This window comes from Lysinibacillus sp. NPDC097195, from assembly GCF_044762075.1.
Taxonomy (GTDB): Bacteria; Bacillota; Bacilli; order Bacillales_A; family Planococcaceae; genus Lysinibacillus.
The window spans coordinates 70,004-84,244 of sequence record NZ_JBIWDP010000003.1 but is presented as its reverse complement, the minus strand read 5'-3'; the positions used below and the strand labels follow the sequence as shown (position 1 = coordinate 84,244).

13 protein-coding genes, 1 pseudogene and 1 riboswitch are annotated in these 14,241 nt (G+C 38.9%); of the genes and pseudogenes, 8 read left to right on the top strand and 6 right to left on the bottom strand.

The features are described 5' to 3' along the window. Positions 1–128: 128 nt before the first annotated feature. Entirely contained in the window at positions 129–314 is a 186-nt protein-coding gene (locus ACIQXI_RS15700) for a 2-hydroxymuconate tautomerase (protein ID WP_024362848.1), read from the bottom strand. A gap of 125 nt (positions 315–439) precedes the next feature. Here ACIQXI_RS15700 and ACIQXI_RS15695 point away from each other — a divergent pair, with 125 nt between their 5' ends. Then, positions 440–955, top strand: coding sequence for a YwhD family protein (locus ACIQXI_RS15695; protein WP_402926685.1), 516 nt, complete (start codon positions 440–442; stop codon positions 953–955). 339 nt (positions 956–1,294) lie between these two features. On the opposite strand, the gene ACIQXI_RS15690 is transcribed toward ACIQXI_RS15695, so the two are convergent. Continuing rightward, positions 1,295–3,349 (bottom strand): transglycosylase domain-containing protein, encoded by a 2,055-nt coding sequence (locus tag ACIQXI_RS15690; RefSeq protein ID WP_402926683.1) that lies wholly within the window; start codon positions 3,347–3,349, stop codon positions 1,295–1,297. Between the two features lie 311 nt (positions 3,350–3,660). On the opposite strand from ACIQXI_RS15690, the gene speB reads away from it, so the two are divergent. From speB to bioF, 4 genes and pseudogenes are all read left to right on the top strand, one after another. Beyond that, positions 3,661–4,533, top strand: a complete 873-nt coding sequence (speB, locus tag ACIQXI_RS15685) for an agmatinase (protein WP_402926680.1) — start codon at positions 3,661–3,663, stop codon at positions 4,531–4,533. 252 nt (positions 4,534–4,785) lie between these two features. Next, positions 4,786–5,289 (top strand): hypothetical protein, encoded by a 504-nt coding sequence (locus tag ACIQXI_RS15680; RefSeq protein ID WP_402926678.1) that lies wholly within the window; start codon positions 4,786–4,788, stop codon positions 5,287–5,289. After that, on the top strand, positions 5,270–6,001 hold the full coding sequence (gene bioW / locus ACIQXI_RS15675) for a 6-carboxyhexanoate--CoA ligase (RefSeq protein WP_402926675.1): 732 nt from the start codon (positions 5,270–5,272) through the stop codon (positions 5,999–6,001). Before ACIQXI_RS15680 ends, bioW begins: the two co-directional genes overlap by 20 nt. Positions 6,002–6,004: 3 nt before the next feature. Then, positions 6,005–7,174, top strand: a pseudogene (gene bioF, locus ACIQXI_RS15670) (8-amino-7-oxononanoate synthase). A gap of 96 nt (positions 7,175–7,270) precedes the next feature. On the opposite strand, the gene ACIQXI_RS15665 reads toward bioF, so the two are convergent. The 4 genes from ACIQXI_RS15665 to ACIQXI_RS15650 all read right to left on the bottom strand — a co-directional run bounded on the left by ACIQXI_RS15665 (position 7,271) and on the right by ACIQXI_RS15650 (position 10,468). Next, entirely contained in the window at positions 7,271–7,810 is a 540-nt protein-coding gene (locus ACIQXI_RS15665) for a hypothetical protein (protein WP_402926673.1), read from the bottom strand. Positions 7,811–7,910: 100 nt separating this feature from the next. After that, positions 7,911–8,279 carry a RidA family protein gene (locus ACIQXI_RS15660; RefSeq protein WP_402926671.1) on the bottom strand — a complete coding sequence of 123 codons (369 nt, stop codon included), beginning with the start codon at positions 8,277–8,279 and terminating at the stop codon, positions 7,911–7,913. Positions 8,280–8,292: 13 nt separating this feature from the next. After that, positions 8,293–9,234 (bottom strand): threonine ammonia-lyase, encoded by a 942-nt coding sequence (locus ACIQXI_RS15655; RefSeq protein ID WP_402926668.1) that lies wholly within the window; start codon positions 9,232–9,234, stop codon positions 8,293–8,295. A 124-nt stretch (positions 9,235–9,358) separates the two neighbouring features. Next, complete coding sequence (locus ACIQXI_RS15650; RefSeq protein ID WP_402926667.1) at positions 9,359–10,468, bottom strand: GGDEF domain-containing protein; 1,110 nt, start codon at positions 10,466–10,468, stop codon at positions 9,359–9,361. Between the two features lie 165 nt (positions 10,469–10,633). On the opposite strand from ACIQXI_RS15650, the gene ACIQXI_RS15645 reads away from it, so the two are divergent. The 3 genes from ACIQXI_RS15645 (at position 10,634) to ACIQXI_RS15635 (ending at position 14,229) form a co-directional block, all read left to right on the top strand. Beyond that, on the top strand, positions 10,634–11,065 hold the full coding sequence (locus ACIQXI_RS15645) for a YwiB family protein (protein WP_402926665.1): 432 nt from the start codon (positions 10,634–10,636) through the stop codon (positions 11,063–11,065). After that, complete coding sequence (gene argS / locus ACIQXI_RS15640; protein ID WP_402926663.1) at positions 11,065–12,732, top strand: arginine--tRNA ligase; 1,668 nt, start codon at positions 11,065–11,067, stop codon at positions 12,730–12,732. The genes ACIQXI_RS15645 and argS overlap by 1 nt, the downstream gene beginning before the upstream one ends. 156 nt (positions 12,733–12,888) lie before the next feature. Then, positions 12,889–13,073: riboswitch (cobalamin riboswitch) on the top strand. A gap of 187 nt (positions 13,074–13,260) precedes the next feature. Next, positions 13,261–14,229, top strand: coding sequence for an ABC transporter substrate-binding protein (locus ACIQXI_RS15635; RefSeq protein WP_402926662.1), 969 nt, complete (start codon positions 13,261–13,263; stop codon positions 14,227–14,229). The last annotated feature ends 12 nt before the right edge of the window (positions 14,230–14,241 follow it).

Sequence of the window (14,241 nt, the reverse complement as noted above, 5' to 3'; positions counted from 1 at the left end):
TCGCCGGTAAACCGCTGTGAATCGCTGATAGAACCAGAAAAATCGCCGGTAGACTAACACCAATCGCCGATAGAATTTGTAAAGACTAAAAAAGGATAGAGCGCTTTGGTGCTCTACCCAGATGTTCATTATTTATCGCTGAAGCGGACGCCTGCGACACCGTAATGGTTTTTAGACATTTCTTCAATGAAAACTGTTACGTTTTCAACGGGTGCGTTTACTGTGCGTGAAACGGCTTCTGTTACTTCTTTTACTAGTGCGCGTTTTTGTTCTTCTGTACGGCCTTCAATCATTTTTACTGTTACGTATGGCATAATAGTGCCTCCTTTTAGAATTATGTTGTATAGTAAGTTTATAAGAAATAATAAACTTCTTACTTATGCACAAAAGCGCAAGAATATGCTTTACTTTATAATAGCAGAATGGAGGGAATTAAAGTATGGCAAATGAAGAGAAACCAAAACAAAAAATGGGCTTTACGATTATAAAAAATGACCCTACAGATGGCCATAAAGGATTTGGTATCGGTTCGCTTTCATTAGAAAACGTATCACCGGTCATTATTGATATAGAAGAGGGTAAAGCTTCAGTTGAAATCGGTGCGATGCATGCGCGTAGTGATATTGAACGAGGCATTAAATTTACGACAGATCGTGCTGATTCAGAGGGAGGAAAATCTTACTGGTTAGTATGGGTAACGATAGACCATAAAGCGGATGGACCTTATTATGCGGGAGTAACAGCTTGTGAAATGGTCGTAAATCGTGAAAAACGACGAGGTTATAAAATATTAGCTGATCACGTTAACAAAATGGATAAATCGATGAAACGACAAATACTTGTTGATCATATGGATGATGCGTCTAAAAAAGTGTTAGCTTCTTTCCTAGAAGAGCTCAATCCTGAACTTTGGGGACGTAGTGAGGAACAATTACGTCAAGACTTATTTGTATAATAGAACAGAAATGATTGAACAATCTGTGACATTTTGCAATCGCTTTCGATATTAGGTTGAAAGTAGATAGGAAAAAAAGTACACTTGATTCAGAGCTTACATTTTAGTAAGCTAGGACACTTGGTCCACGAATGTGATGAGTGCTATGCGGCATTTGAACAACCCAAGCCGAATGCCCCATGATTCTCATCCTTTCTAGGGCCAAAAACAAGAAAAGCTTTCTGTTCCCACGGACAAGTCTCCGGGGAAGAGAAAGCTTTTCTTTTTCGTTTATATTTACTTTGTCGAGAGCTTTTCAATTAAATAAAACGAACGTTGTGAGGAAAAGGTTGCACATGATTATTGTTTGTTTTTGAAGAACGGCAGCATATTCCAAAATTCACCCCACGTGTTGCTATCTAAAATATCAAAGTTCGTACATTTTTCTGTTGGTACATCTTTGGCTTCTAGATAAACAAGACGTTGTTTAGGGCAGGCATCTGTTGCAAGTTTGCCTGTTTCGATATCAACAACAACCCCTTTAATGCCTTTTGGTTTTGTGAAATCTTCATTTTTTGTGCCTTTATTGACGTTTTCCATAAAGTCGATCCAAATTTGTTTTGTCGCCGCCGTATCTTCTTTCGCAGAGAGATTTTTCCCTTGATCGTAGCCGTTCCAGACGCCAGCTGTTAAGCTTGGTGTAAATCCGATGAGCCACTGATCACTATTAGTGGAGCCAGATTTTGCGGCATACGTATGGGTCATCCGTGAACGAATACTAATCCCTGTAGCAGGTGAGTAATCACTAAATACAGGATCGAAAATGCCTGTCATCATCTCTGTCAAAATAAAAGTATTTTCTTTTGAAAGCACTGTTTCATCTTGTTTTTCGATATTTTTATTATCGTAAATAACGTCTCCATTGGCATTTTTAATGGAGATAATCGTTGTTGGCTCTGTTTTTTGACCTTGTGACGCTAAAATATTATAAGCATTTGTCATGTCGTACAATGTTGTTTCCATTGTTCCGAGGGCAAGCGATAAATTATCCTTTGTGCCAATATTTATCCCAAAGCGGTCTGCAATATTATGGAATGCTTTAAAACCGATATCTTCTAATGTTTTGACTGCATAAATATTGTCAGAAATCGCAATCGCTTGAGCCATCGTCATATCATGGTCTGCAAATTGACCATTGACGTTTTTAGGTGAGTACGTGCTACGTCCATTATCGATCGTGAACGTTGTTGGTCCTACATCTAAAAATGTTAACGGTGTATAGCCATTTTCTAATGCTGCGGCATATAACACAGGTTTAATTGTTGAACCTGGTTGACGCTTTGCTTGTGTTACGCGATTGAATGTACTAGTGGCATAATCTCTTCCGCCAACAAGCGCTGTAACTGCACCTGTTTTTGATTGCATACTAACGAATCCTGTTTGTAAGTCATTTGCGGGCATATTTTTAGCTACTGCTTCTTCCGCTGCTTGCTGATGACCAAGGTTAAGTGTTGTTTGAATCGTCCAACCGCCTTCGCTAATATCAAGGTTTTTTGCTTTTAATATTTCACTTGCTTCTTGCCATGCAACATCAAGGAAATACGGTGCAACCGATTTAGAAGCAACCCACGTATCATTCTTTAAGACAAGTTGTTCTTCTTCAGCCCGCGTTTTTTCTTCTTGCGTTATCGCGCCTTGATCGGCCATTAGTTTTAAAATAACGTGCTGGCGATTTGTAGCTTTTTCGAAATTAGCAATAGGTGAATAGATACTTGGTCCTTTTGGAACACCCGCAAGCATCGCTGCTTCTGCTAGCGTTAAGTCTTTTGCCGATTTTCCGTAATAATAGCGACTAGCTGCCTCTACACCATACATGCCATGTCCATAGTAGACAGTGTTTAAATAACCTTCTAATATTTCATCTTTGCTGTAAAAAACTTCTAATCTATAAGCATACAATGCTTCGTTTGCTTTTCGAGTCCAAGATTTTTCATGAGATAAATATAAATTTCTAGCATATTGTTGGGTGATTGTACTTGCCCCTTGCACTTTACTTCCTGCTTTAAGATCAATTAATAACGCACCAGCAATACGAGAAAAGTCAAATCCGCCATGCTTGTAAAAATCTTTATCTTCTACGGCCACTGCTGCTTGTACTAAATAGGGTGATATTTCATCAAGATCAACCCAATAGCGTCGTTCATTTGTAAAGTGATCTCCTATTTGGTTCTCGTTTTCATCTAAGAAAATAGAGGCTTTTGGCACCGTTAATGGCGGCGCACCAGCCACTTGAACATAGACGCGTAGTGCAATAAATGCGACTACTATTGCAGATGCAAAGGCGACAAAAAGTGTAAGCACTTTACGTGAACGCTTCACACGCTTTTGCTTACGTTGATAGACTTTTCTTTTCATCCGACTTCACCTCGTTTTCTAACAACTTGCGTTTAGTATGTGTCTGAATAATATTCTTTAATCGGAATTGTAAGCAAAAACTATTGCACTTTATTCAAAAACATCTATACTTTTTTTGTACTGATATAAAACGCTAGCTTTCGACTAAAACATTGCACTTTGTAGATTTTAAACGAATTACGCTAGACGTTCCAATAATGTATACGAGGATTTTAATAGTGAGGTTTCATTACAAACCTGTAAGTCCTCAGCGTGTAATGACTATAACAACTGAATTGCATAGGAAGTTCAGAGATTAATGGAGGCTAGATATGAGATTTGATGAAGCTTATTCAGGGAATGTTTTTATAAAAAGTCATCCGACATATGAGGATGCACAGGCAGTTATTTATGGCATGCCAATGGACTGGACAGTAAGTTATCGTCCAGGTTCACGTTTTGGCCCACAACGAATTCGTGAAGTATCAATTGGTCTTGAAGAGTATAGCCCATATTTAGATCGTGAATTAGAAGAAGTGAAGTATTTTGATGCAGGCGATATCCCGCTACCATTTGGTAATGCACAACGTTCTTTAGATGAAATTGAAAAATTCATAGTGAAGCTACTCGAAGATGGAAAAGTGCCTGTTGGTATGGGCGGAGAGCATTTAGTCTCTTGGCCTGTTATGAAAGCAGTTTCTGCTAAATACGATGACTTAGCGATTATTCACTTTGATGCGCATACAGATTTACGCGTTGAATATGAAGGGGAACCTCTTTCACATTCAACACCAATTCGTAAAATTGCCGAACATATCGGTCCGAAAAATGTCTATTCATTTGGTATTCGTTCAGGCATGAAGGAAGAATTTGAGTGGGCGAAAGAAAACGGCATGCATATTTCAAAATTTGAAGTACTAGAGCCACTAAAAGAAGTGTTACCAACATTAGCAGGTCGCAATGTCTACGTGACAATTGATATTGACGTACTTGATCCAGCACATGCACCTGGTACAGGGACAGTTGACTGTGGCGGAATTACGTCTAAAGAGTTATTAGCATCTATCCACGCGATAGCTGCAAGTGGTGTGAACGTTGTCGGCTTTGACTTAGTGGAAGTAGCACCAATTTACGACACATCAGAAATGACAGCCAATACGGCAAGTAAATTATTAAGAGAAATGATTTTAGGCTGGGTAAAATAATAAAGGCTTTGTAAATGGGTTAGCGATGAGCTAGCCCTTTTTTTATTGGCGTTTAATTCTTGTGATCTAGTGCACGTGCTCGTAATGCGTTTTCTTAGATGAGAGTTCACGTAGTAGCCGTTAAAGGTTAAAGGTATATCCTTCTGTGCAAAAGTAGAGAAAATCAATTTTTGTCTATTCTACTATTTAAATTTGTGTTAACTTAATAATTATTATAGTTAACACAAAATGGCGATAAAAATGGAGGATAGGATGATGCGAAGGTTTTCTACATATAATCTTGCCCAGATATCATTATTGGCTTGTCTTATTATCGTTACAGGTATGTTTAAAATTCCAACAGGTGTCCCTGGGTCTGAATTTCAATTATCAGCACCCATAGCCGTTGCGATTGCAGCAGTATTTGGATTTAAGCGATATTTCCTTGCGGGGATTATTGCAAGTTTCATTTTATTTGTACTAGGCATCCACTCGATTTTAAATGTCGAGATTTCCTTAATTTTTCGATTAACGGTTGGTCTAATCATCGCTTTATTGGGAACCTCAATTCCGGTACTCGTTGTGGCGGGGCCAATTGGCACAATAGTTGCTAGGTATGGTTTGGCTTTTACGTTAGGGACACCGTTTTTGCCGTTAGTAGTTTTGGCGATTCCAGGTATGGTCATTACGGCTGTAAGCGTTTATCCCATAACGAAAATATTACATGCAATTAATAGGAAAGTAGCAGGTGAACATCATGTCAAAAACATTTTATAGCATTCGAATGCGTGCGGCTCAAAGAAATATGGAAGTAGGCGAAAAGCATGTATCTGGTGGTGAGCGGATAGCAAGTAAAGTTCAAATAGAGCCAATCGTAAATCAGTTATTACACAAAGCAAGTAATCATTCACGTGGAGATGCTGATTTTATTCAAATTACCGTAGAAAAAATTACGCGCCCTCAGATACGGTATTTGCCACCGTTAGAAATGACAACAGTTGATGTGGATTCAATTGAAAAGGCTCATAGGGAGGCGAGAGACATCTTAACTTCCGTAGGTGTTTCACAACAGGCACAAAATGTTGCTTTCCAGCTACTGAATAGCAGTCAAAATCTCCGTGGTGCCATTCTCCTCCATAGTAAAACTGGCTTGCGACTTGACGACCGTGGGATTAAAGGTGTGCGTGTATCAAGAATGGATTGGCAAGACGCTGATGTGGATTTAAATGAGCGTGTACGAGAAGCATTAGCTTTGGCAACGAAAGTAGCAAATTCGCCGTACACTATTGCTGAATTATGTTGGTCAGATGATCCCGACTACGTTACGGGATATGTAAGCAATCATGAATTTGGTTATGTAAGAATTTCGCCGTTAAAAAGGGAAGGTAGTGAGAGTGGCGGTCGTATTTTTTTTGTGGCAGATGAAGTGAATTTAGCATCGTATATAGACTATTTAGAAAGAGAACCTATTCTTATTAAGGGGCATTAAAAAATGAAAGATTGGTTGAGAAGGGAACTACGATTAATCGAAGAGCAAGGGTTGGCAAGGAAATTACGAGCGTTATCAACTGGAAATGAAAACGAGGTAGTGATGAATGGTAAGAACTATTTGTTGTTTTCATCTAATAACTATTTAGGGTTGGCAACAGATAGACGTTTGAAAAAGAAGGCGACTGAAGGCATTGTGAAATACGGTACAGGGGCTGGTGGTTCACGATTAACGACTGGAAACTTCGATATTCATGAACAACTTGAGTGTGAAATTGCGGATTTTAAAAAGACTGAAGCTGCCATTGTATTCAGCAGTGGGTATTTAGCGAACATTGGTGTGATTTCGAGTGTCATGAAGACAGGAGATATGATATTTTCTGATGCTTGGAATCATGCGAGTATTATAGACGGTTGTCGATTAAGTCATGCTACAACAATTGTTTACGAACATGCGGATATGGAGGATTTAGAACGTAAGTTAAGGCAATCACACAGGGATGGAAAGAAGTTGATTGTAACAGATGGCGTTTTTAGTATGGATGGTGATATTGCGCCACTTCCGGAAATAGTAGAACTAGCCAAGGAGTACAAAGCTTACATAATGATTGACGATGCGCATGCAACAGGCGTTCTAGGCAATGATAGTCGGGGTACGGCTGAATATTATGGATTAAAAGATGAGATTGATTTTACAGTAGGTACGTTGAGTAAAGCGCTTGGTGCAGAAGGTGGATTTGTAGCGACATCATCCATTGCAAAGAACTATTTACTAAGTAACGCTAGATCATTTATTTTCCAAACAGCTTTATCCCCAAGTGCGATTGCAGCAGCGCGAGAAGGAATTTCCATTGTTCAAAATGAGCCACAGCGAAGGGCTCTATTGTTGAAAAATGCGCAGTACTTACGTTTGCAATTAACGCAATGTGGATTTGAAGTTAGATGAGGGGAAACACCAATTATTTCTGTTATTATTGGTGGTTCTCATGAAGCTGTGATATTTTCTGAGAAACTTCTGGATGAAGGTATCTTTATTCCAGCGATTCGACCACCTACTGTGCCAAAAGGTTCAAGTCGTTTGCGTATTACGGTGATGGCTACACATACAATAGCGCAGCTCAATACGGTCATAAGTAAAATGAAGAAAATAGGAGAAGAGATGCGGATTGTATGAGTGCCTGGCACTTAAACAACGTAAGGCGCAACTCTCGCTAACTAGCGGTTTGTTGCGTCTTACGTAGTATGCCTCATCTAGCTAGTAATCAAATTTTCAAAATTGTTTGAGTGCCTGGCACAGGTCATGATATTTTTCTTTCATGCCATTTAACGTATATGTTCGTGTATCTTGTTGTCTTGAGGTCAAGTATTGATTTGCACTGAACAAGACTGCTTGAAGAAAGTCTTGTTCAGTGCAAATGCCTTTAGTCATTGCCCCCATACTACGCTTTGAAGAAAAAATGACTAAATGATTTGGCTTTGTCCTAATTTTTTCTAATGTCCATTGAATATCATTCAAAGAGATTGAGGTTTCACCAAATCCATCCCGTAAGTAATCGATAACCATCGTTAAAAACCCGGGCCATAGTAAGTCACAATCATCCCAATCAAACAACGACGTAATGGGGACACCGTCGATTTCTACAATAATAGCCCCATGTAAAAAATGACCTTTACTTTTCGTTAAATTTTTTGCAAGGATTTGTAGCGCATCGTTATTTTGAATACTAATAAATTCCTGTTGAAGCTGTTCAATCGTGTAGGAATAAAGACTTTTTGTTTCGATGGCAATGAATGTATCGATTTTTATCATAAATATCACCTACAAGCTGTTTAGATAAAATGTAAGATATTTTATAAACTTGGCTTTAATAACGATTGATTTATACTCATTCTCTTATAGTCGTAATATTTTAAAGCTCAGCAATGGCCTCCAATTCAATTAAGCAGCCGTGGCTTAATTCTTTAATGGGAATAATGGCACGCGCAGGTTTATGAGAGCCAAAAAATTGTGCATAAGCTTCATTTACTTCTGCCCATAAATCAGAGGAAGTAATATAAACTCGGCACATCACAACAGCCTCTTTTGAAAGACCGCTTGCTTGCAGTACCACCTCCATTTTTTGCAGCGCCATGAACGTTTCAGCGTGGATTCCACCTTCTGCCGGTTTGCCGGTAGAAGGATCTACTGAAGTTTGCCCCGAAATATACAAATTCCCGTTACTAGTGATTCCTGGTGAATAATGTCCAATAGGTTCTTTATCTATTAATACTTGCTTCATAGCAATAACCTCCTTATAAATGCTGTATTTGATTTAATCCTACATTGCCACCTGAAATAAGGAAGCAAACATGATCGCTTTTAGCGACAGGTAATATCCCTTGAAGCGCGGCCCCAACACCGATAGCAGAAGAGGGTTCAGCCATGATTTTGCCCTCCAGTAGTAAAGTCTTCATGCCACTGACTATAGCAGCCTCGTCTACACGAACAATGGCATGGACTAATTTCTCGACAATCGGGAAGTTACGCTCACCAGGTTGTAAGGTAAGCAGTGCATCTGCTAAAGATTTTTGCTCTTTTAAAAGCAAGCGTTCACCAATCTGTAAACTTTCTGAATAGCGTGGAACGACAGCCGGTTCAACCCCGATAATTTTGACATGGGGAGCCATGGCTTTTACCGCTGTAGCGACACCACTTATTAGTCCGCCACCGCCAATTGGCACTACGATTGCATCGACATGAGGAAGTTGTTGCAATATTTCTAAACCTACTGTTCCTTGACCCGCCATAATATCGTAATCATCATAAGGGTGAATAATGGCATAACCGTGCTCTATGCTAAGTTTTTCCGTCATGACGTGTCTTTCGGCAAGCTTGCATTGGACAACGTTTGCACCAAGTTCTCGTATACCTTCAACTTTAATCTGTGGTGCAGTATCGGGTAACACGATTGTTGCTGGAATGTTTAATTGTTTGGCTGCGAAGGCAACCCCTTTTCCATGATTGCCTGACGAAGCCGCCACAACGCCCTGCTGTAATTGTGCAAGTGGCATCGAGAGCATTTTTGTAAGAGCACCACGTAATTTAAAAGAGTTCGTATTTTGCATATTTTCAGCTTTAATGGATACATTGCAATGTAACAATTCGTCGAGACCTTGTAAGCGAATAACAGGTGTTTCGTAAATATAAGGTGCAAGTTTTAGTTTGGCAGCTTGAATTTTATGAAGTGTTAACATAGAGCAATCCTCATTTCTAATTATAGATTGAAAATTATGAAAATTTAATCTAAATATATCAAAAAAGCGAAACTCTTGCATTTACTGCAATAGTTTCGCAAATATTTATGGAGTGATTCAAGCATTAGTTTTTTGTGTGTAATGTTATATTGTTGGCGTGCACTACACGGTTACCACCGAGTTCTTTAATATCGGTTGTCACTTGTGCGGCAATAATAGCAAGTTCATTAAACTCCAAGGCGTTATCAGGACTTGAGCTAATACCGACAGAAACCGTTAGTGAAGTAGTTTGTTCATGATCGGTTTTAAATAGATGATTAGCAATTTGATGTCTCAGTTTTTCAGCATGATAGAGGGCGATAGCTGGTGGGGCATCTTTTAATATAATATAAAATTCTTCCCCCGCCACACGTGCCGCAATGCCATTGATTGCTTCAACATAATTATTAATGATGGTGGCAAGTTGCTTAATTATTTCATCACCTGCCAAATGTCCATACTTAATATTCATTTCCTTCATATCATCGACATCAAAATGGAGCACTGAAAAATTATCTGTCTCTAACGCCATCCCTTGAGCAAAGGAACGAATCGCTAAATTATTTGGCAGTTGCGTTAAATAATCTTTTTCCTTAAGTCGATTAATGAGCTGTATTTTTTCGCTTGTCGCTTGTATACGTTTAATAACGATATATATCGTAAAAAATGTAATGAAGACATAAGCAATAAAGCCAAATATAACTTCTATTTTAAGCATGGTTGGTAAAGTGACGACAATTAATAACATCACAGTAATTTCTAGAGTTAAGCTATAAAAATAAATAACTAATGTACGAAGCGTCACTGGCTTTCTTAATGCAAAGAGAGCAAGACCGATGGAAATGACCAGTAAATTAATGTTCGATAAACTTGTAATCGATAGGATAGATTGTGTAGGGATGATAATTAAGCTTGCTATAGCCATAATAATGCCACTAACTAACATCGACCACGGGCCGCCGATTAGCCCGCTAAAAAGAAGCGGGACAATATGAATGTTGATAAGCGTTCCTTGTAAATAGCCTAATGAAATGCCACTTAGTATAAGACCTGTTAGGCCAAAAGAAATACCTACTATAAGAGGTTTAAAATTTTTAATTAGTGAATCTTTTGAATCTGGATGAGCAAAAGGCCAATACGTCAAAATAATTAATGTAAAAGTAATGCAGAAGCTGATAAAAATATGTAATAACATTTATTTTAGTATGTTCCTTTCTGGATGGTCTATAAGTAATAGTATATCTTTTTGCCTATAATGCCAATCCTTGAAAACAATCCTTACTTCTATCTTGAAAAAAAGTAGACATTTAACCTATAATAAAAAGGTTATAGTAAAAAGATAAAAAGGGAGCAATCCATGATGGTGAACGAAGTGAAATCGCAAGTGAACATTAAGCTCATTTCGACGATTCGTCCGATTGATGGGGAGTCCGAAACCATTGAAATGTGGTTGGATGGGCAGCTAATAAATAAAGCAGATTCCCTATATTTAAAATATGAAGAGATGCAGGATGACAAAGCAATCCGCACGACGATGAAGTTAGACAAAGAACGGGCACTTATTATGCGCGCTGGAGCAGTCAAAATGCGCTTACCACTCAATATTTTTGAACAACAAATGGGCCATTATGAAAGTGAATTTGGTTCAATGCCACTTACTACTCAAACGAAAAAAATGCATTTTTCTAGACAAGGAATATGTGGAGATTTTCATGTGCAGTACGACTTACTAATGGGTGGACAAAACGTTGGCAATTATACATTAGACATTACATTTACGGAGGTACAATGATGAACGCAGTAGAACAAGTACAACAAGCCATTAAGACGGCAATTGCACAGGCTGTTGACAAAGCAGGCTTAGTCGAAGCTGGCACAGAGTTAACGATTCACCTTGAAACACCAAAGGACAAAGCAAATGGTGATTATGCAACAAATATTGCCATGCAATTAACGAAATTGGCGAAAAAGCCGCCACGTGCAATTGCAGAAGCCATTTTAGAAAATCTTGAAACGGCTGGTACGGATATCGAAAAAATCGACATCGCAGGTCCTGGTTTTATGAATATTACGGTTCGTAAAGATTTCTTAACAGGTGTTGTAACAGCTGTCCTTGAACAAGGTGCTGATTATGGTCGATCAAACGCTGGAGCTGGTGAAAAAGTGCAAGTTGAATTTGTATCAGCAAATCCAACTGGCGACCTTCACTTAGGTCATGCACGTGGAGCATCTGTAGGGGATTCATTGTGTAATGTTTTAGATATGGCAGGGTATGCTGTATCTCGTGAGTACTACATTAACGATGCAGGAAATCAAATTAATAACTTAGCATACTCACTTGAAGCACGCTATAAACAAGCATTAGGTCTTGCTGCTGATATGCCAGAGGATGGCTACCATGGTCAAGATATTATTGACATTGCTGGTAAATTAGCGAGCGAGCATGGTGATTCAATTTTATCTAAAGCGGATGAAGAACGTTTTGCATTTTTCCGTCAACATGGTCTTGCATTAGAATTAGATAAATTGAAAACAGATTTAGCAAACTTCCGCGTGAATTTTAATGTATGGTATTCTGAAACATCATTATATGAAAACGGCAAAATTGAAGTTGCATTAGATAAATTAAAAGCGAATGGTCATGTTTTTGAAGAAGATGGCGCTACATGGTTCCGTTCAACAACTTTCGGTGACGATAAAGACCGCGTATTAATTAAAAATGATGGCTCTTTCACATATTTAACACCTGATATTGCATACCATGAGGACAAAATTGTTCGTGGCTTTGATAAATTAATTAATATTTGGGGAGCTGACCACCACGGCTATATTCCACGTATGAAAGCGGCTATTCAAGCACTTGGCTATGACCGTGACACACTGGAAGTGGAAGTTATTCAAATGGTGCAACTATATAAAAACGGTGAGAAATTTAAAATGTCGAAACGTACAGGCAATGCCGTAACAATGCGTGAGCTTGTTGAAGAAGTTGGCCTAGATGCAGTACGTTACTTCTTTGTGAAAACAGCGGGTGACTCTCATATGGACTTTGATCTTGACCTTGCTGTATCGCAATCAAACGAAAACCCAGTGTACTATGCACAATATGCACATGCTCGTATTTCTTCAATTTTACGTTCTGCAACTGAACAAGGTTTTGCTGCTTCAACAGCGAACTTAAGTCTGTTAAGTGCTGAAAAAGAAATTGACCTATTGAAAAAAATTGGTGATTTCCCGAAAGTAGTGGCGGATGCAGCGAAATTCCGTACACCGCACCGTATCGCGAATTACATTCAAGAAACAGCAGCTGCATTCCACAGCTTCTATAATGCTGAAAAAGTGTTAGATGCATCAAATAAAGAGTTAACAGAAGCTCGTTTAGCTCTAATTACGGCTGTTCGTACAACAATTGCCAATGCACTACGTCTAATCGGCGTATCTGCACCGGAAAAAATGTAATAACAACTATAATGCCCCGACACAAATGCGTGTCGGGGATTTTTATGCTAGAGGGTACTACATAATTGTTTGAGTGCCAGGCACTACGCTGTCAATTTTCAGAATTGTTTGAGTGCCAGGCACTCTGCATAGGCTCTTTTTTCATGTATAATAAAATCAACTGAATAGTATAAAGGTTCTTTACGACAGTAAAGTGAAAAGGGAAATCGGTGTAATTCCGGTGCGGTCCCGCCACTGTAAGTGTTAGTTTTTTCAATTTGTGCCACTGAAATTTTTTTGGGAAGGCATGAAAAAGCATTTGGAGCACGAGCCAGGAGACCTGCCTTTATAGAACATTACATTGCAGCCTACGAGGATAGGATGGTGGTTTTTTTGTGCAAGCACCGCCTCTCGTTAAGCTGACGAGGGGTTTTTATGTTTTGGTAGGTTTTGTCGTTAAACAGTGTACATAGGTGATCTGTCGGATGATGAGTGACTTCATCAAGAAATGACTAAAGTTGAACAGTGCACGTATAAAGGAGGTTTACAATGAAAAAGTATTGGAAAATAGGTTTATCAGCATTTTTGGCACTGGGCTTACTTGCAGCATGTGGAGAACAATCGAAAAATGACCAAGAAGCTGCCTCACAAACGCAAGAGCAACAAGTAACAACACAACAAGAAGCAACGTTTCCATTGACAATAACAGATGCTACTGGCAAGGATATCGTACTAGAAGCACCACCTGAGCGAATGGTATCCCTTATTCCAAGTAACACAGAAATTTTATTTAGCCTTGGCTTAAATGATAAAATCGTTGGCGTTAATGATTACGATGATTATCCACCAGAGGTAGCCGACAAAGAAAAGGTCGGTAGTATGGACTTTAATATTGAACAAATTATTGCGTTACAACCAGATATCGTTTTTGCGCATGAATCAGGTATAGCTTCTTTAGAGGGAGCGATGGAGCAACTTGAAGCGGCGGGGGTAAAAGTATTCGTTGTAACAAATGCAAGTAATTTTAATGAAACCTATACGACGATGGAGCAATTAGGACGCGCCACTGGGAAGCTACCAGAAGCTCAAAAAATGATTGCGACTATGAAAGCTAAGGTGGAAGAAGTACAAGCGAAATTGCAAGACGTCAAGCCGAAAAAAGTATTTGTAGAAACATCAGACGAACCTGAAATTTACACCCCTGGTAAGGACACGTTTATGCAGGAGATGCTAGATATGATTCATGCTGAAAATATCGCAGCAGACACGGACGGCTGGTTCAAAATTGATGCAGAACAAATTATTACAAAAAATCCAGATGTTATCGTGGTTACATATAATTATGTGCCCGATATTTTAACGAAAATTCCTCAACGAGCAGGCTTTGAGACGATTACGGCAGTCAAAAATAGGGCCATTGTCCAAGTAGATGAAAATATGACAAGTCGACAAGGCCCGCGTTTAGCAGATGGACTTGAAGAATTAGCGAAAGCCATCTATCCTGAGGCTTTTGAGTGAATAAAACAGTTT

What these genes read in the sequence shown, in the direction of transcription:
- ACIQXI_RS15680 (WP_402926678.1), top strand. Translation starts at nt 4,786, where the DNA reads ATGATGCGAAGGTTTTCTACATATAATCTTGCCCAGATATCATTATTG.
- ACIQXI_RS15650 (WP_402926667.1), bottom strand. Translation starts at nt 10,468, where the DNA reads ATGTTATTACATATTTTTATCAGCTTCTGCATTACTTTTACATTAATT.
- ACIQXI_RS15700 (WP_024362848.1), bottom strand. Translation starts at nt 314, where the DNA reads ATGCCATACGTAACAGTAAAAATGATTGAAGGCCGTACAGAAGAACAA.
- ACIQXI_RS15655 (WP_402926668.1), bottom strand. Translation starts at nt 9,234, where the DNA reads ATGTTAACACTTCATAAAATTCAAGCTGCCAAACTAAAACTTGCACCT.
- ACIQXI_RS15665 (WP_402926673.1), bottom strand. Translation starts at nt 7,810, where the DNA reads ATGATAAAAATCGATACATTCATTGCCATCGAAACAAAAAGTCTTTAT.
- speB (WP_402926680.1), top strand. Translation starts at nt 3,661, where the DNA reads ATGAGATTTGATGAAGCTTATTCAGGGAATGTTTTTATAAAAAGTCAT.
- ACIQXI_RS15695 (WP_402926685.1), top strand. Translation starts at nt 440, where the DNA reads ATGGCAAATGAAGAGAAACCAAAACAAAAAATGGGCTTTACGATTATA.
- argS (WP_402926663.1), top strand. Translation starts at nt 11,065, where the DNA reads ATGAACGCAGTAGAACAAGTACAACAAGCCATTAAGACGGCAATTGCA.
- ACIQXI_RS15635 (WP_402926662.1), top strand. Translation starts at nt 13,261, where the DNA reads ATGAAAAAGTATTGGAAAATAGGTTTATCAGCATTTTTGGCACTGGGC.
- ACIQXI_RS15660 (WP_402926671.1), bottom strand. Translation starts at nt 8,279, where the DNA reads ATGAAGCAAGTATTAATAGATAAAGAACCTATTGGACATTATTCACCA.
- ACIQXI_RS15690 (WP_402926683.1), bottom strand. Translation starts at nt 3,349, where the DNA reads ATGAAAAGAAAAGTCTATCAACGTAAGCAAAAGCGTGTGAAGCGTTCA.
- bioW (WP_402926675.1), top strand. Translation starts at nt 5,270, where the DNA reads ATGTCAAAAACATTTTATAGCATTCGAATGCGTGCGGCTCAAAGAAAT.
- ACIQXI_RS15645 (WP_402926665.1), top strand. Translation starts at nt 10,634, where the DNA reads ATGGTGAACGAAGTGAAATCGCAAGTGAACATTAAGCTCATTTCGACG.